The 16,111-nt window shown below is 69.8% G+C and carries 18 protein-coding genes; 10 read left to right on the forward strand and 8 right to left on the reverse strand.

Going from position 1 to position 16,111, the window contains the following annotated elements; all coding sequences use genetic code 11:
• Nucleotides 1–20: 20 nt before the first annotated feature.
• The 3 genes from AB4Y74_RS05380 to AB4Y74_RS05390 form a co-directional block, all read right to left on the reverse strand.
• Nucleotides 21–1,295 carry a M20/M25/M40 family metallo-hydrolase gene (locus AB4Y74_RS05380; RefSeq protein WP_441800394.1) on the reverse strand — a complete coding sequence of 425 codons (1,275 nt, stop codon included), beginning with the start codon at nucleotides 1,293–1,295 and terminating at the stop codon, nucleotides 21–23.
• A 71-nt stretch (nucleotides 1,296–1,366) separates the two neighbouring features.
• On the reverse strand, nucleotides 1,367–1,900 hold the full coding sequence (locus tag AB4Y74_RS05385) for an O-acetyl-ADP-ribose deacetylase (protein WP_441798090.1): 534 nt from the start codon (nucleotides 1,898–1,900) through the stop codon (nucleotides 1,367–1,369).
• An 8-nt stretch (nucleotides 1,901–1,908) separates the two neighbouring features.
• Complete coding sequence (locus tag AB4Y74_RS05390) at nucleotides 1,909–2,187, reverse strand: metal-sensitive transcriptional regulator (protein WP_441798091.1); 279 nt, start codon at nucleotides 2,185–2,187, stop codon at nucleotides 1,909–1,911.
• Nucleotides 2,188–2,381: 194 nt separating this feature from the next.
• Between AB4Y74_RS05390 and AB4Y74_RS05395 the strand changes: the two genes are divergently transcribed.
• From AB4Y74_RS05395 to AB4Y74_RS05405, 3 genes are all read left to right on the forward strand, one after another.
• Nucleotides 2,382–2,810, forward strand: a complete 429-nt coding sequence (locus tag AB4Y74_RS05395) for an RbsD/FucU domain-containing protein (protein WP_441798092.1) — start codon at nucleotides 2,382–2,384, stop codon at nucleotides 2,808–2,810.
• 132 nt (nucleotides 2,811–2,942) lie between these two features.
• Nucleotides 2,943–3,290 carry a DUF6804 family protein gene (locus tag AB4Y74_RS05400; RefSeq protein ID WP_441798093.1) on the forward strand — a complete coding sequence of 116 codons (348 nt, stop codon included), beginning with the start codon at nucleotides 2,943–2,945 and terminating at the stop codon, nucleotides 3,288–3,290.
• A 170-nt stretch (nucleotides 3,291–3,460) separates the two neighbouring features.
• On the forward strand, nucleotides 3,461–5,620 hold the full coding sequence (locus AB4Y74_RS05405) for a DEAD/DEAH box helicase (RefSeq protein ID WP_441798094.1): 2,160 nt from the start codon (nucleotides 3,461–3,463) through the stop codon (nucleotides 5,618–5,620).
• A gap of 23 nt (nucleotides 5,621–5,643) precedes the next feature.
• Here the strand turns inward: AB4Y74_RS05405 and AB4Y74_RS05410 are convergent, their stop codons facing one another.
• Nucleotides 5,644–5,844 carry a hypothetical protein gene (locus tag AB4Y74_RS05410; RefSeq protein WP_441798095.1) on the reverse strand — a complete coding sequence of 67 codons (201 nt, stop codon included), beginning with the start codon at nucleotides 5,842–5,844 and terminating at the stop codon, nucleotides 5,644–5,646.
• Between the two features lie 43 nt (nucleotides 5,845–5,887).
• Entirely contained in the window at nucleotides 5,888–6,280 is a 393-nt protein-coding gene (locus AB4Y74_RS05415) for a DUF3224 domain-containing protein (RefSeq protein ID WP_441798096.1), read from the reverse strand.
• A gap of 76 nt (nucleotides 6,281–6,356) precedes the next feature.
• On the opposite strand from AB4Y74_RS05415, the gene AB4Y74_RS05420 reads away from it, so the two are divergent.
• The 4 genes from AB4Y74_RS05420 to AB4Y74_RS05435 all read left to right on the forward strand — a co-directional run bounded on the left by AB4Y74_RS05420 (nucleotide 6,357) and on the right by AB4Y74_RS05435 (nucleotide 9,554).
• A complete protein-coding gene (locus AB4Y74_RS05420) occupies nucleotides 6,357–6,980 on the forward strand; it encodes a CYTH domain-containing protein (RefSeq protein WP_441798097.1) in 624 nt (207 codons plus the stop codon).
• A gap of 108 nt (nucleotides 6,981–7,088) precedes the next feature.
• Nucleotides 7,089–8,117 (forward strand): 6-phosphofructokinase, encoded by a 1,029-nt coding sequence (locus AB4Y74_RS05425; RefSeq protein WP_441798098.1) that lies wholly within the window; start codon nucleotides 7,089–7,091, stop codon nucleotides 8,115–8,117.
• 70 nt (nucleotides 8,118–8,187) lie between these two features.
• Nucleotides 8,188–9,111: an NADP-dependent oxidoreductase gene (locus AB4Y74_RS05430; RefSeq protein WP_441798099.1), complete on the forward strand. Its 924-nt coding sequence runs from the start codon at nucleotides 8,188–8,190 to the stop codon at nucleotides 9,109–9,111.
• A 35-nt stretch (nucleotides 9,112–9,146) separates the two neighbouring features.
• Nucleotides 9,147–9,554, forward strand: coding sequence for a hypothetical protein (locus AB4Y74_RS05435; protein ID WP_441798100.1), 408 nt, complete (start codon nucleotides 9,147–9,149; stop codon nucleotides 9,552–9,554).
• A 13-nt stretch (nucleotides 9,555–9,567) separates the two neighbouring features.
• Here AB4Y74_RS05435 and AB4Y74_RS05440 read toward each other — a convergent pair whose 3' ends face one another.
• Both AB4Y74_RS05440 and AB4Y74_RS05445 read right to left on the reverse strand, forming a co-directional pair.
• Nucleotides 9,568–10,848, reverse strand: coding sequence for an alpha-hydroxy-acid oxidizing protein (locus AB4Y74_RS05440; protein ID WP_441798101.1), 1,281 nt, complete (start codon nucleotides 10,846–10,848; stop codon nucleotides 9,568–9,570).
• A gap of 54 nt (nucleotides 10,849–10,902) precedes the next feature.
• Nucleotides 10,903–11,583 (reverse strand): LysR family transcriptional regulator substrate-binding protein, encoded by a 681-nt coding sequence (locus AB4Y74_RS05445; protein ID WP_441798102.1) that lies wholly within the window; start codon nucleotides 11,581–11,583, stop codon nucleotides 10,903–10,905.
• Nucleotides 11,584–11,616: 33 nt separating this feature from the next.
• Between AB4Y74_RS05445 and AB4Y74_RS05450 the strand changes: the two genes are divergently transcribed.
• On the forward strand, nucleotides 11,617–12,003 hold the full coding sequence (locus AB4Y74_RS05450; RefSeq protein WP_441798103.1) for a DUF5997 family protein: 387 nt from the start codon (nucleotides 11,617–11,619) through the stop codon (nucleotides 12,001–12,003).
• A 24-nt stretch (nucleotides 12,004–12,027) separates the two neighbouring features.
• Here the strand turns inward: AB4Y74_RS05450 and AB4Y74_RS05455 are convergent, their stop codons facing one another.
• Complete coding sequence (locus tag AB4Y74_RS05455) at nucleotides 12,028–12,453, reverse strand: DUF1622 domain-containing protein (RefSeq protein ID WP_441798104.1); 426 nt, start codon at nucleotides 12,451–12,453, stop codon at nucleotides 12,028–12,030.
• 29 nt (nucleotides 12,454–12,482) lie between these two features.
• Between AB4Y74_RS05455 and AB4Y74_RS05460 the strand changes: the two genes are divergently transcribed.
• Together AB4Y74_RS05460 and AB4Y74_RS05465 are read left to right on the forward strand one after the other, a co-directional pair.
• Nucleotides 12,483–13,985: an SDR family NAD(P)-dependent oxidoreductase gene (locus AB4Y74_RS05460; RefSeq protein ID WP_441798105.1), complete on the forward strand. Its 1,503-nt coding sequence runs from the start codon at nucleotides 12,483–12,485 to the stop codon at nucleotides 13,983–13,985.
• A gap of 184 nt (nucleotides 13,986–14,169) precedes the next feature.
• Nucleotides 14,170–16,080, forward strand: coding sequence for an amino acid transporter (locus AB4Y74_RS05465; protein WP_441800395.1), 1,911 nt, complete (start codon nucleotides 14,170–14,172; stop codon nucleotides 16,078–16,080).
• Nucleotides 16,081–16,111: the final 31 nt, after the last annotated feature.

Consider the following 16,111-nt stretch of genomic DNA (forward strand, 5'->3'; position numbering starts at 1 on the left):
CTGGTCGGCGCGGCGGTGGGTCAGGACGCGCGGAGGAGGTGCGTGTACACGTCGATGCCGCGGAACCAGGTGGCGACGTGGATGTGCTCGTCGCGCGCGTGCAGCGCGCCGCGCTGGCTGGCGCTCAGCTCGAACGGCGTGAAGCGGTAGACGGCTTCGCAGATTCCCGTGAAGTGCCGGCTGTCACTCGCGCCGAGCATGATGTACGGCGTGACGATCGCCCGCGGGTGCACCTCGCCGATCGCTGCGGCGAGGCGGTCCCAGTGCGGCCCATCGCTGGGCGAGACCGGGGACGGCTCGCTCGCGTCCACCGCCTCCACCCGCACCGCGTCGTCGCGGATCGCCCGACGGAGATGGTCGAGCGTCTCCGCGACGGACGACCCGACGGCGATGCGCGTGTTCACGATCGCTTCGGCGGTCTCGGGGAGCGCGTTGGCTGCCATGCTGCCCCGGAGCTGGGTGACGGCGGTGGTCGTACGGACGATCGCGCGGGTCTCGTCGCTCAAGCGGCCGAACACCGCGCGCAGGACCGGCTGCAGGCGCCGGGCCCGGGTGAAGACGGTGCGCAGGGGACCGGTCGCGTGCGCGCCGAGCGTCTCCACCATTCGCAGGTTCGTCTCGCTCAGCCGGGCCGGGAAGGGGCGGGCGTTGAGCCGGGTGATCGCGCGGGCCAGCCGGACGGTCGCGGTCATCGCCGGGGGAGTGGATGCGTGACCGCCGTCCTGCTCGACGCTCAGGCGAACGCTGGTGATGCCCTTCTCGCTGACTCCGACGACAGCGATGGGCGCCGTCACTCCCGGGAAGATGCGCTCCACCACCGCGCCGCCCTCATCGAGTACGAGCGCGGGACGGATACCGCGTCCGGCGAGGGCAGCAGCGACCGCCTGGGCGCCGGAGCCGACCGTCTCCTCGTCGTGCCCGAGGCTGAGGTAGACGTCGGCCGCCGGCTGGAAGCCCTCGCGCACCAGCGCCTCCACGGCCTCCAGGATCGCGACCACGGCACCCTTGTCGTCGATCGCGCCACGACCCCACAGCAGGCGGTGCTCCCCGCTGCCGGTCACCTCTGCGGAGAACGGGGGATGCGTCCATCCCTCGTCCGTCGCCGGCACGACGTCGTAGTGCGCCATGAGCACCGTGGGCGCGCCCTGCTCGCGGCCGCGCCAGCGGTAGAGCAGCGAGTACCCGTGCCGTTCGACGTCGAGCGTCTCGTGCAGAGCCGGGTACAACGCGGGCAGCGTCTCAAGGAAGCGGTCGAACGACGGCCAGTCGGTCTCTTCGACCGCATTGCGCGACATGGTCGGGATGCGCAGCAGCGTGCGGAAGCGCTCCAGCGCCTCCTCACGCTCGGCTGCCCGCCCGTCGCTCGTCACTCGCCGGCCGCTTCGCGGAAGGCGTCGAAGGCCTGGTCCGAGTAGAGCACGAAACGCACGTGCTCCACCGAGCCCACCCCGGAGGACAGCACGGCGCGCACGGTGCTGACGGCGAGGCGGGCGGCGTCATCCATGGGCCAGCCGTAGACCCCAGCCGAGATCGCCGGGAACGCGACGGTTCGCGCGCCCAGCTCGCGCGCGACGCGGAGCGACGAACGGTACGCGTTCTGCAAGAGGGGGGTGCGGTCCTCGGTCGCCGACCATACCGGTCCGACCGCGTGGATGACCCATTTCGCGGCGAGGTCCCCGGCAGTGGTGGCGACGGCCTGTCCGGTCGGGAGCCCGTCCGGCAGCGATGTGGCGCGCAGCTCGCGGGTCGCCGCCAGGATGGCAGGGCCGCCCCGCTGATGGATTGCGCCGTCGACGCCTCCACCGCCCAGGAGGGAGCTGTTGGCCGCGTTCACGATCGCGTCGACCGTCTCGTCGGTGATGTCTCCGCGCACAATGCGGATGAGTTCGGTGTCGGTCATGGTCCCGATCAGCCCCTGTTGTTCGAGAGCTCGTAGATCTTCAGCAGCTCGACGATCGCGTCGTCTCGGGCGCTGCCGCCTTCTTCGAACGCCTCGGCGACGTGGGTCCGCAGGTGGTTCTCGACCAGCAGCCGGTTGAGCGAGCCCAGCGACTTCTGGATGGCGAGCGACTGCGTGATGATGTCGATGCAGTAGTCCTCGTTCTCGATCATCTTCTCGAGCCCGCGGAGCTGGCCTTCCAGGATGCGCGTCCGGTGCAGCGCACGCTTCTTGATGTCTGCGATCACCCCTTCAGGATAATCCCGCACGGGTCATACCCCGGAGGGGTAGGTCGCGAGATGCGAGAAGCGCGCACTCCGTTCGTTAAACGCACCACGACCGCGCAGCCCTCCCCCCTATGGGGGGTGTATGTGGACATACAGATGGGTCTATCCTCCAGGGAGGGGTTGAGAAATATTCGTTTAACAGGAAAGGCCCGACTTTGCTGAAGAACCTCAGCCCGCTGCTGTCCGGCGCGCTCCTGAGCGCGCTCGACGCCATGAGAGATGGCGAGACGCTTACCCTCGTGGGCAGCGGCTACCCGGAAAACAAGATCACCTCGCCCGTCGTCCACCTCGGTGACGACGTCACGACGGAGGCCGCCGCTGAGGCGATCCTCTCCGTGTTCCCGCTCGACCAGGATGATTCCTCGCCGATCGTGTTCCTCGACCTCGCCGACGAACCCTACGACGTACCCGACGTCGCGTTCGCAGTGAACGGGATCGCGTCCGACGCGGAACTCCGCCGAGTCCCGATGACCCGCCTCGAACTCGACCCGTTCCTCGAGCTCGCCCGAACCTCCGCTGTCACGGTGCGCGTCGGCTCCGACGCGCCGCCCTGCGCATTCCTGTTCCGCCGGGGAATGCTGTAACCGGCAGCGGTCCTGTCCACAGCATCCTGCACCGCACCCGTCGCCCGCCCGGCCGGAGAGAACGTCTCCGTCAACCGGGCGGGCGCACCACGTTCAACGCCGAGAGTTCAGCGCCGCGTAGAGTGGGATGCCGTGTCCCGTCCCCACACCCCGCAGCCGCCCGCCTACAACCGCGCGGCGCTCGTGCCCGGCCTCCTCGGTGCGATCGTCCTCCTCGCCGGGCTCGCCCTGGTCGGCGGCGAGTGGTACCTCTACATCCGCTACACGGTCGCCATCCTCGCCCTCATCCTGTGCGTGTTCGCCGGACAGGCCAAGAAATGGTGGTGGCTGATCGGCCTGATCCCGATCGCCGTGGTGTGGAATCCCGTCTGGCCGCTTCCCCTCGGCGACCTCGTGGTGCAGGGGCTTTCGATCGTCGGGGCCGTCGTTTTCGTCGCCGCAGCGGTCACGATCAAGATCCCCGCAGACACGCGTCGCTGAATGGCCCCGCGTGCCGTAAAATAGCTGGTGCGCGGCCGTCCTGTGCCGCGCTCCCGGCGTCACCGCGTCGAGGTCGGTCCACTCGGTACCGGTCCTCTTCGCCCCGCCGGCCTCACACCAACATGGTGTCGCGTCCTGAAGACGGCGCGCGGCGCCTTCACTGGAGGACCATGTCTCGTTCCGGTCAGCGCACCAGCCCGACCAGGCCGCAGCAGCGGAAGAACCGGCACGCCAACAACGACGGACTCATCCCCGTCCTCGCCCGCAAGGTGCGCGAGGTCGAGGCCAAGGCCGCCGACGGCAAGAAGCTCGGACCCACGAACCGCACGAAGTTCCAGGTGATCGCCTTCCTCATGCGCGAAGAGCGAGCCCGTGCGAAGACCGATCCCGACCTGAGCGACGCCGCGCGTGCCGAACAGCTGAAGCGCCTCGACGGTATCGCCACCATCCTGGCCAAGACCGCCGCCCGCGACACCTCGCTCATCCAATTGCTGGAGAGCGAGTCCGCATCCAGTGCCACCGCTCAGAAGCTGCGGCGGGACTGGCTGCTCGAGTCCGGCACGGAGCTCTCGCCGGACGACCTCATCATCACGATCGAGCGTCCCGTCGCCAAACAAGACAGCGTCATCCCGCCGGAGCTCGCAGAGAAGCAGGTGGTGCCGCAGTCGGTGAAGGCGCGGCAGCTCTCCAACCCGTTCCTCGCGCCCGACCTCAGCAGGCTGACTCCCGCTGCGCCGACCCCGCGGCGCCGCCTGGACTCGTGGGAGCTCCTCGGTCCGCTGTTCAAGTCGTTCGAGTACGGCTCGGGCGGGCAGGCGGCCAGCATGGACCTCCCGCCGGCTCCGCTGATCGACCGGTACTCGCCGAACGGTCTCGAGCTGATGCACCACCAGTCGCGCTTCATCGAGAGCGTGCGCCTCGGCCACCGGTCGTTCCTCCTCGCCGACGAGCCGGGCCTCGGGAAGACGGCGCAGTCCATCCTCGCCGCCTCGATCGCCGGCGCATACCCGCTGCTCGCCGTCGTGCCCAACGTCGTCAAGATGAACTGGGCGCGCGAAGTGGAGCGCTGGACTCCGCACCGTCGGGCGACCGTGATCCACGGCGATGGCGAGGGTCTCGACGCGTTCGCCGACGTGGTGATCGTCAACTACGAGGTTCTGGATCGGCACCTGTCCTGGCTGAGCACTCTCGGCTTCAAGGGGATGGTCGTCGACGAGGCGCACTTCATCAAGAACCTGCACTCGCAGCGCTCCCGGCTCGTCCTGGGGCTGGCCGACGCCATCCGATCGAGCACGCCCGACCCGCTGATGATCGCGTTGACGGGTACGCCGCTGATCAACGACATCGACGACTTCAAGGCGATCTGGCAGTTCCTCGGCTGGATCGACGGCAACAAGCCCACGGCGCAGCTGATGGAGCACCTGGAGGAGTCCGGGCTGACCCCGGCCGACTTCGGGTTCTACTCCGCTGCGCGCGAGGCGGTCATCGACATGGGCATCGTGCGCCGCCGCAAGATCGACGTCGCCGCCGATCTGCCCAGCCGGCGCGTGGTCGACCTCCCGGTCGAGCTCGACGACGACCTGGGACGCTCCATCCGTCAGGCCGAGAAGGAGCTGGCGGCGCGACTGGTCGCGAAGTACCAGCGCGCCTCGGCCGCCGGCCGCCCCGACTCGTTCGACGGCGACGACGAGGCTCACCGCCGCCACCTCATCCGCCTGGTCGCCCAGTCGGAGCTGGAGGAGTCGAAGTCCACGAAGTCGGGCGAGAACGTCTTCACCATGGTTCGGAAGATCGGCCAGGCGAAGGCCGGACTCGCATCCGACTACACCGCCCAGCTGGCGCGGTCGGTCGGCAAGGTGGTGTTCTTCGCCAAGCACATCGATGTGATGGATGCGGCCGAGGAGGCCTTCGCGGCACGCGACCTGAAGACGATCTCGATCCGCGGCGACCAGTCTGCCCTGGCTCGGCAGAAGGAGATCGACGCGTTCAACAACGATCCCGAGGTCGCGGTGGCGGTCTGCTCGCTGACGGCGGCCGGTGTTGGCCTGAACCTGCAGGCGGCATCGAATGTCGTCCTGGCCGAGCTGTCGTGGACGGCGGCGGAGCAGACGCAGGCGATCGACCGCGTCCACCGGATCGGCCAGGAGGAGCCGGTCACGGCGTGGCGGATCATCGCCGCGCAGACGATCGACTCCAAGATCGCGGAGCTGATCGACGCCAAGCAGGGTCTCGCGGCGCGGGCACTCGACGGCAGCGACGTGGAGGTCGGCTCGGCCGACTCCGTGCAGCTCGACGCCCTCATCCACCTCCTGACCGACGCGCTGGCCTGACCTCGCCTGGGGCCGGGAGCGGGTCAGGCGATCTCGGCGTCGTCGGGGTCGAGGGGGACCGGGCGGTCGTCGTCCGGGAGGAGCTCGTCGTCGTCGTCATCGACCACGGGGACGTCCTCCGGGTCGTGCACCACAGGCTCCGGCTCGTAGTCGGTCTCCTGCGCCTCGCGGAAGTCGTCGAGGTTCTCGTCGTCTCGGTACTCACGTCCTCTGGGGTCGCTCATGCCCCGAGAGTACCTCCGGGCGCAGCAGCCGTGAAGAGCGGACTCAGTCCAGTTCGAAGACGAAGAATGCGCCGCGCTCGTCGTGCTCGATCCGTGCGCGGCCGCGGAATCCCGCGAAGTCTCCTGTACCCGTCCCCGGGATGATGTGGCCGAACGCGGACGCGTCGTCCGGGTGCTGCAGAGCGCCATGGTGCACCGTCAGCGAACCGGTGCGACCGTCGTCCAGCCGCCCGGTGATGCGCTCCGCCGCCAGGTACCCGCGACCGCCCTCCTCCGTACCGGAGGAGATGAAGTGCGCCACCGACTCGCCGACGAGTCCCTCGATGTATGCCTTGCGCATGACGATGGCCCCCACCCAGTCTCCGTCGATGCCGGCCAGGTCGGCGGGCTCCCAGCCGGTCACGTCGAATCGGGCGGTGATGGTCTCAGCAGTCATGCCTTCACGGTAGAGGGGAGGCGGGTGCGCGCGCTTGAAATTTCGCGACAGCGCCAATGTGGGCTAGACAGGGGGGATGCCGGACCAGCCCCACCACTCGCAGATCGAGATCGAGCGCAAGTACGACGTGGATGCCGAGGCGCAGCATCCACCGCTCGTCGGCGTCGGCGCGGTCGCCGTACAGGGCGAGCCCGAGCACAACGAGCTCGTCGCCACGTATTTCGACACGGCCGACCTGACCCTCGCCCACAACCGCACGGCCGTCCGCATCCGTCGCGGCGGCCACGACGCCGGCTGGCACGTTAAGGAGCCCGCGGACGAGGGGCGGACGGAGCTCCACTGGCCGCTGACCGACGACGATGAGCCGCCCACGCAGCTGCGCCACCACCTGCGCCACCTGATCGGAGACGAGCCGCTCGTCCCGATCGCCCGTGTCACGAATCAGCGCGACAGCGTTCTGCTGCAGGATGCCGCCGGCTTCGAGGTCGCCGAACTCACCGACGACCACGTGCGCAGCGAGAACCTGCGCTCCGGCGGCACGCAGGAATGGCGCGAGTGGGAGGTGGAGCTGCTCGGCGGCGCACCGGACACGCGCGAGCGCCGGAACGCACTGCTCGATGAGATCGAGGAGCGGCTGCTCGCCGCGGGCGCGCGTCCGTCCGAGAGTTCGTCGAAGCTTCAGCGAGCCCTCGGCCTCTGATCCCGGTCCCCGCCGCCTACCACTTGCGGACAGCTCCCGTCCAGTGCGATTTTGTGCAGCCCCGCGTGGGCGGGCATGATTCAAGCACGCATTGAGAAACGGAGCGACATGAAGATCGGCATCCTCACCAGCGGCGGCGACTGCCCGGGCCTGAACGCGGTCATCCGCGGCGCGGTCCTGAAGGGCGACCGCGTCTACCGCTCCGAGTTCGCCGGCTTCCGCTACGGCTGGCGCGGAGTCGTCGAGGGCGACATCATGCCGCTCGACCGGCACAGCGTCCGCGGGCTGTCCCGGCAGGGCGGCACCATTCTCGGTTCGAGCCGCACCAACCCGTTCGAGACGGAGAAGGGCGGCCCCGAGAACATCCAGCGGATGATGGATGAGAACGGAATCGACGCGATCATCGCCATCGGTGGCGAGGGGACCCTGACGGCCGCCCGCCGCCTCACCGACGCGGGCCTCAAGATCGTCGGCGTTCCGAAGACCATCGACAACGACCTGGCCGCAACCGACTATTCGTTCGGCTTCGACACGGCCGTCGAGATCGCGACAGAGGCCATCGACCGCCTCCGCACCACGGCCGAGTCGCACCAGCGCTGCATGGTGGTCGAGGTCATGGGCCGTCACGTCGGCTGGATCGCCCTGCACTCGGGGATGGCGGGCGGCGCGCACGCCATCCTCATCCCGGAGCAGCCCAAGTCGATCGAGCAGATCTGCGAGTGGGTGGAGTCGGTGCGCGACCGCGGCCGCGCGCCCGTGATCGTGGTGTCGGAGGGCTTCCACCTGGACACCATGGAGGAGGCGCACTCGCACAAGGGCCTGGACGCCTTCAACCGTCCACGTCTCGGCGGCATCGGCGAGATGCTCGCCCCGATGATCGAGGAGCGCACCGGGATCGAGTCGCGCGCGACCGTGCTCGGCCACATGCAGCGCGGCGGTGTGCCCAGCGCCTACGACCGGGTGCTCGCCACCCGCCTGGGGATGGCAGCGGTGGATGCGGTGTACGAAGGACGGTGGGGCTCGATGGTGTCGTTGCGCGGCACCGATGTCGTCAACGTCTCGATCGCGGATGCGACCGGCGGGCTGAAGACGGTGCCGGACGCGCGCTACGAGGAAGCTGCTCTGCTGTTCGGCTGAGGCCGGACTCCCTGCTGTCCGGAAGCAGACAGGGCTAGGCTCCTCTCTACCAGAGGGAAGGAGCCTGCCCGTGCCGCGTTTCGTCCAGTTCGAGGAGTTCGGTTCGCGCGACTACCTGCAGGTGGTGGAACGCGAGAGACCCTGGCCGGGTCCGGGTCAGATCCTGGTGCGCGTCATGGCGGCCGGGCTCAACCCGATGGACATCAAGGCGTATCGCGCGGAGGGGGCGGCCGCCCGGATGGGTGTGACGCTGCCGAGCGGCATCGGGCAGGACTTCGCCGGCTTCGTCGAGGAGCTGGGAGAGGGCGTGACCCGCTTCGAGCTGGGCCAGGCCGTGCTCGGCACTGCTCCGTTCGCCTCCATCGCCGACTTCGTCGTCGTGCCGGAGGACGGTCAGGTGATCGCGAAGCCCGACCCGCTCACCTTCGAGGTGGCCGGGTCGCTCGGTGTCGTCGGGCGGACGGCGGTGGCGACGGTCCGCTCCATCGACCTCCACGAGCGCGACACCGTCCTCGTCAGTGCGGCGGCGGGAGGCGTCGGCGTCCTGGCCGCGCAACTCGCGGTGCGCTCGGGCGCGACGGTGATCGGCACGGCGGGGGAGGAGAACCACGAGTTCCTGGAGTCCCTGGGGATCATCCCGGTCGCATACGGCGAGGGTCTGGCGGATCGCGTCCGCGAGCTGATCGATGACGACCACGTGACCGCTGCGCTCGACAACCACGGCGAAGAGACCATCCAGGCTGCGCTGGAACTGGGTGTCCCGATCGAGCGGGTGAACTCGATCGCCGTCTTCGGCGCAGCGGCTCACGGCGCGAAGAATGTCGGCGGACGAGCGGCAGGCAATGACGACCTGGCCGAGCTGGCCGACCTCCTCGCCGAGAACGAGCTGGTGCTGCCCATCGACTCCATCTACCCCATCGAGCGCACGGCCGAGGCGTACGGGAGGCTCGAAGCGGGCCACGTGCGCGGCAAGGTCGTCGTCGTCACCGACTGACGCGGCCGGACGATCGGCCGACGAGAGGAGCATCCATGATCGCAGAGGACATCGCCCGGCAGTTGCGGGCAGCGGGCTTGCGCTGGCAACCCGCCTCCGGAGACACCTTCGCCATCGACCGGCCCGGCATGGAAGGCGAGAAGTTCACCGTCAGCGAGATGACGATCGAGCCGCACCACTTCGACACCGGTACGATCCTCGGCTTCAACGGAACGACCGAGTGGGCGCTCGACTCGCTCGCCGTCGAGGACGCATTGTGGATCCCGCGCGAGGACCAGCTGCGCGAGCTGCTCGGCGGCAGCTTCCGGCACCTGGCGCGGACGCCGGACGGGTACCGCGTCACCGCGTTCTTCGGAGGCGAGGAGCGGATGTTCGAGCACGACGACGCCGCGACGGCGTACGCTCAGGCCTTGCTGTCCCTGATCGGGGCGACGGTCTCGTAGTACCGGGGCGGCCTCAACCCGCGAGGATCGTCGGGTCGAGGTCGGCGACGCTGCGGGCTCCGGCGAGTCCGAGCGTGATGTCGAGTTCCGCGATCGTGTTGCGCAGCAGTTCCCGCACGCCGTCCTCACCGGCCAGCGCGAGCGCGTAGGCGTACGGGCGGCCGATCGCGACGGCCCGCGCGCCGAGCGCGAGCGCGATCACGGCGTCCGCGCCGCCGCGGATGCCGCTGTCGAAGATCACGGGGACACGGCCGTCGACGGCGTCGACGACGCCCGGCAGAGCATCCAGCGCCGCCACCTCTCCGTCGATCTGGCGGCCGCCGTGGTTCGAGACCTGCACCGCGTCCACGCTCGCGTCGAGGGCACGTCGCGCGTCGTCGGGATGCAGTACGCCCTTCAGCACGATGGGGAGCCGGGTCCGCTCACGCAGGAACGCCAGGTCGTCCCACGTCAGGGACGGATCGGCGAAGACGTCGAGGAACGTCTCGACCGCCGCGAGGGGCTCGCCCGAGCGCACCTTCTCGCGCAGGCGGCCCGGGTGGTGGCGCAGGATGCTCGCGAACGACGCGAGGGCGGCCGGTGTCGGAGTCGTGGCCGGGCGACCGCCTCCCGATGCCCGGGCGCGCTCCCGCACCAGACCGTGGAACACCGGGTCGCTGGTGTACTGCGCGATGCCGAGTCCGCGGCTGAACGGAAGATAGCCGAGCTCCAGGTCACGCGGCCGCCAGCCGAGCACGTGCGTGTCGAGCGTGACGACGATGGCCTCGCATCCTGACCGCTCCGCGCGTGCGACCAGGCTGGCGACGAGGTCGCGCGACGAGCTCCAGTACAGCTGGAACCAGCGCGGGGCGCCTGGACGGACAGCATCCATCGCGCCCGCGATCTCCTCCATCGGCTGGGACGCCTGATTGGAGAGCACGGCCGGGATGCCGAGGGAGGCAGCGGCCCGCGCCGCTGCAGCATCCCCACCACGCCGCGCCAGCTCCAGCACGCCGATGGGCGCCAGCAGGAGCGGGGTCGGGCGGCGGACGCCGAACAGCTCGATCGACAGGTCTCGGGCGGACACGTCGCGCAGCACCCGCGGAACGATGCGCCGGTGGCGGAAGGCATCCAGGTTGGCCTGCGCTGTGCGCTCCAGCCCCGCAGAGCCGGCGATGTAGGCGAAGGCCGCGCGGCTCATCCGCCGCTGGGCCGCCCGCTCCAGCTGTGCGAACCCGACCGGGATGCGTGGCCGCTGCCCGGACACCCCCGCACGGTAGATCTCGGACTGGGCGTCACGGCCGGCGCTGCTCATGCTGCCATTCTGCTCCCGCTGGCGAACGCATCCGTCAGCATCCGTCAGCATCCGTCAGCGGCGGCGGGGGCGCTTGCGCGCGGCGGGGTTGCGCGGGTTGGGCTTGCGCGGGGTGGCCGCCTTACGCGGGGCGGCGGGCTTGCGCGCGTCCGCGGACTCTTTCGCCGCGGCCTCCTTCGCGGCCACTTCGGGGTTGCGTGAGCTGTGAGCCGTGCGACCGCGGACGATCCCGACGAAGTCATCGACGAGGGGATGCTGCCCCTCGCGCGGCCAGGTCAGGCCGATCCGGCTCTGCGGGGCGTCTTCGACCCGCAGTGCCACCACATCCTTGCGCCGCAGCGCCTTCGCCACCGACGCGGGCAGCAGCGCGATGCCGGCGCCCTCCGCGACGCTCCGCATGAACGCCTCCGACGGCTCGCCGGTCACCCGGGGCTCGCCGTCGAGGTCGGCCAGGCGCAGCCGACGTTCCTCATCGTCCTCGGTGAGCGTCAGAAGGTGCTCGTGGTGCACGACGGCGACGATGTCTTCGGCGTACAGCGGGATCAGGTGCCGGTCGTCGTCGGGTTCCGCGTCGCGGGCGAACACCATGTCCGCCCCGCCCGCCGCCAGAACGCCCAGTGGATCGTCGCTCGGCCGCACCACCAGCTCCACATCCGGGAACCGCTGCTCGAAGGCGCGCGTCCACTTCCCGACGGTGACACCGAGCGGGAAAGCGATAGCGAAGCGGGAGGACACCTGACGAGGGTAGCGAACGGTAGCCTGGGAAGCATGAAGGCGCAGACCATGAAAGCGGCCACCGCGGCCAAGAAACTCGGCATCTACCTGCCGGCGGCGCCCGACGACTTCCGGGAGCGCGAGATCAGCCGCACCGAACTCGACGAGCTGACCGCCAACCCACCGGAGTGGCTGCGCACCCTGCGCGCCGACGGCCCGCATCCGCGAGACGTTGTCGCGCACAAGCTCGGCATCTCGAACTCGGGGCTCGCCCGGGGCGGAGTGACCGCGGCGCTGACCACCGCCGAGATCAAGGCACTGCTGCAGGACCCGCCGCAGTGGCTCGTCGCCGAGCGCGCGACGCACGCGTCGGTGAACGCTGAGAATGCACGCGTGAAGCAGCGCAACGCCGAGCGTGCCGCGCGTCGCGCGGCGGAGTAGGTCGGCGGAGTAGCGCGCGGGCAGTCAGACCCCCGGGGCTTCTCCGGTCCCGTCCGGCGTCCGGCCCGCTGAGCGCGCCGTGCGGGCCAGCATTTGCGGTCCGGTCACGAGCGCGCGCCGCCAGGGTGCCACCCCGTCGATCTCGATCTGCAGCGAGAAGCTGAGGATCGTCCGGATGAGCACGATGATCCCGAGGACGAACGCGTCGGTGAGCGACGGCGTCGACGTCACGGTCCGCACCAGGTCGGCGGCGACGAGGATCTCGAGCCCCAGCAGGATGACGCCGCCGAAGCTCTCCCGCAGCGTCCGGAACGCGGCGGCGCCGCTTCCCTGACGGCGCCACGCGATCAGTGCGAGCCCGATCGCCACGACGAAGCCGATGGCCATCGCGGCGACGCCGGCGAACTCGAATGCCGTGGCCGTCGCTCCGAACAACGCTTGCGCATCCATGCGTTCATCGTCCCACGTAGAATTCTCCGGTGCCTCCCGAAACCCCGGCCCCTTCCGGCCTCGATCCCGACGATCTCGCGGCGACCCTCCGCGTGCTCGCGCAGCTGCACGAGCTCGACCGCGAGCATCCCGACTACGTGACGGTCCGGCAGGCGACCTCCCACATGTTCAAGGCGTCGAAGGTGGCGCGCCGGCGCGAGCTGCGTCAGCGGGTGCAGGATGCCGACCGCGCGGTGATCGCCGCGACCGCCACCGGCGCCCCCGACCGCATCGACGACGAGACGCGCGGCCGCGAGCTCACCTCGAGCACGAGTGGATCGCACACCGCGGGGACGCTCATCACGCCGCGCGCCTGCTACATCTGCAAGCAGCCCTACACCGAGGTCGACTGGTTCTACCACCAGCTGTGCCCGTCGTGCGCGGCTTTCAGCCACCTCAAGCGCAACGCCCGCACCGACCTGACCGGCAAGCGCGCGCTGCTCACGGGTGGACGCGCCAAGATCGGCATGCACATCGCCCTGCGCCTGCTGCGCGACGGCGCCCACCTGACGATCACGACCCGGTTCCCTCGGGATGCGGTGCGTCGTTTCTCCCAGCTGCCGGACGCCGGACAGTGGCTGCACCGCCTCCGCGTCGTCGGCATCGACCTGCGCGACCCGGCCCAGGTGATCGCGCTCGCCGACTCGGTCGCCGAACGCGGCTCGCTCGACATCCTGATCAACAACGCCGCGCAGACCGTCCGCCGTTCGCCGGGGTCGTACTCGCTCCTCGCCGAGGCCGAGACGCAGCCGCTCCCGGACGGACCGCTGCCGGAACTCGAGACGTTCGGGCACACGGCGGACCCGCATCCGCTCGCGCTGGAGCGCTCCGTCGCCGCCCATCCGTTGCTCTCCGCCGCGGATGTCCGCGGCACCATCGCCGAGCTCGCCGGTCCTGGCGCCCTGACCGCCGATGACCTGGCCACCGCGGCCATGGCCGCAGGCTCGTCGTCGCTGGCCCGACACGCCGACGGCACCGCGATCGACGCGGGCGGACTCGTGCCGGACGTCGCGCGCGTCAACAGCTGGACGCAGACCATCGGATCCGTCGATGCGCTGGAGCTGCTCGAGGTGCAGCTGTGCAACCAGACCGCGCCGTTCATCCTGATCGACCGTCTGCGTCCGTCCCTCGCCGCCGCTGGTCGTTCGTACATCGTCAACGTGTCCGCCATGGAGGGGGTGTTCGGCCGCCAGTACAAGGGCCCGGGCCACCCGCACACCAACATGTCGAAGGCCGCCCTCAACATGCTCACCCGGACCAGCGCCGGCGAGCTGTTCGAAAGCGACGGCATCCTGATGACCGCTGTCGACACGGGTTGGATCACCGACGAGCGGCCTCACCACACCAAGGTGCGGCTCGCGGAGGAGGGCTTCCACGCCCCTCTCGACCTCGTGGACGGCGCCGCCCGCGTGTACGACCCGATCGTGCGCGGTGAGGCCGGCGAGGACCTGCAGGGAGTCTTCCTGAAGGACTACCGTGCCTCGGCCTGGTGAGCGGTACGATCAGCACGACGGCGAAGGGACGCGGATGCCGAGCACTCCGGGACAGGAAGCGAACCGGGAGGAAGCAGCCTCGGGGAATGCGTCGGCCACTCCGCTCCCGCGGGTGACCCCGCGCGACGCGATCCCTACTCCCGGGCAGGCGCGCCCCATCCCTTCGGCGGCCCGGGGCGGGTGGATGCGGCACTGGCTGCTCACCGGTCTCGTCGACGAGCGCGGCACGCAGCAGGGACCGCACGGCCGCAATCCGGAGCGCACGCACTCCTGGTGGCAGGTCATGTGCCTGACCGGTGTGGACTACTTCTCGACGCTCGGCTACCAGCCCGCCATCGCCGCCCTGGCAGCGGGCCTGGTGTCGCCGTTCGCGACGCTCGTCCTCGTGGCGCTGACCCTGCTCGGCGCGCTCCCGGTGTACCGCCGGGTGGCACGCGAGAGCTTCCGCGGGTCGGGCTCCATCGCCATGCTGGAACGCCTGCTGCCGTGGTGGGCGGGCAAGCTACTCGTCCTAGTGCTGCTCGGCTTCGCCGCGACCGACTTCATGATCACCATCACCCTGTCGGCCGCCGACGCGTCGGCGCACGCCATCGAGAATCCCTTCGCGCCGGACTGGTTCCAGGGGAACAACGTCCTCATCACGCTGTTCCTGCTTGCGCTGCTCGGCGCGGTCTTCCTCCGGGGGTTCAAGGAGGCGATCGGCATCGCCGTGGTGCTGGTGGGGGTTTACCTGGCCCTGAATGTCGTCGTGGTCGGCACCTCCATCGTCCAGGTGTTCCTGCATCCCACCGCGATCGACGACTGGTGGAGCGCCCTGTTCCAGCAGCACGGCGACCCGCTGATCGTGGTCGGCGTCGCCCTGATCGTGTTCCCGCGCCTCGCTCTGGGCCTCTCCGGCTTCGAGACCGGCGTCGCGGTGATGCCGCAGATCAAGGGGCGGCCGGATGACGATCCGGCGTACCCGAAGGGACGCATCCGCGGAGCGGGACGGCTGCTCACCGCGGCCGCCCTCATCATGAGCGTCTTCCTGATCACGTCGAGCTTCACGACGACGCTGCTCATCCCGCAGCGGGACTTCCAGCCCGGCGGCCCGGCCAACGGCCGAGCGCTGGCGTATCTCGCCCACGAGTACCTGGGCAACGGCTTCGGGACCGTCTACGACCTCAGCACCATCCTCATCCTCTGGTTCGCCGGCGCCTCGGCGATGGCCGGCCTGCTGAACCTCGTGCCGCGCTACCTGCCGCGGTACGGGATGGCTCCCCAGTGGGCGCGTGCCGTGCGTCCCCTGGTACTCGTCTTCACCGCGATCGCCTTCCTCATCACCGTGATCTTCCAGGCCAGCGTGGATGCGCAGGGCGGCGCGTACGCGACCGGCGTCCTGGTCCTCATCACCTCCGCGTCCCTCGCGGTGACCCTCTCGGCGAGGCGCAAGCGGCAGTCCAAGCGCATGATCGCGTTCGGCATCATCACGGCGATCTTCGTCTACACGACGATCGACAACATCATCGAGCGACCCGACGGCCTGCGGATCGCGGCCCTCTTCATCCTGGGCATCCTCGTGGTGTCGATCGTGTCGCGCGTCGGCCGGTCGTTCCAGCTGCGCGCCACCTCGGTGACCTTCGACGTGACCGCGCTCGACTTCATCCTGGAGGATGCGGAGGAGGGCGAGATCCGCATCATCTCGCATGAGCCCGACGTCGACACGACGACGGAGTACTCGCAGAAGAACAAGGACGAGCGGAAGTTCAGCCACATCCCGCAGCGGTCGCGCACCATCTTCCTCGAAGTGATGCGCTCCGACTCGTCCGACTTCGAGGAGGACCTCGTGGTGCACGGCGTCGTCAAGCACGGCTACCGGGTGTTGCAGGTGACGAGCGGCAACGTGCCCAACACGATCGCGGCGGTCCTGCTCGAGATGCGCGACATCACGGGCGTGGTGCCGACGATCTACTTCGAGTGGACGGAAGGCAACCCGATCTCGAACATGTTCCGCTACCTGATCACCGGCGTCGGCGAGGTCGCCCCCGTGACGCGCGAGGTGCTCCGCGAGGCCGAAAAAGACGTCAAGCGCCGCCCCGCCGTGCACGTGTCCTGACTCGCCCCTTCATCGCTTCCTCGGTTAATCC

The organism is Leifsonia sp. RAF41 (assembly GCF_052114085.1).
Taxonomy (GTDB): Bacteria; Actinomycetota; Actinomycetes; order Actinomycetales; family Microbacteriaceae; genus Leifsonia.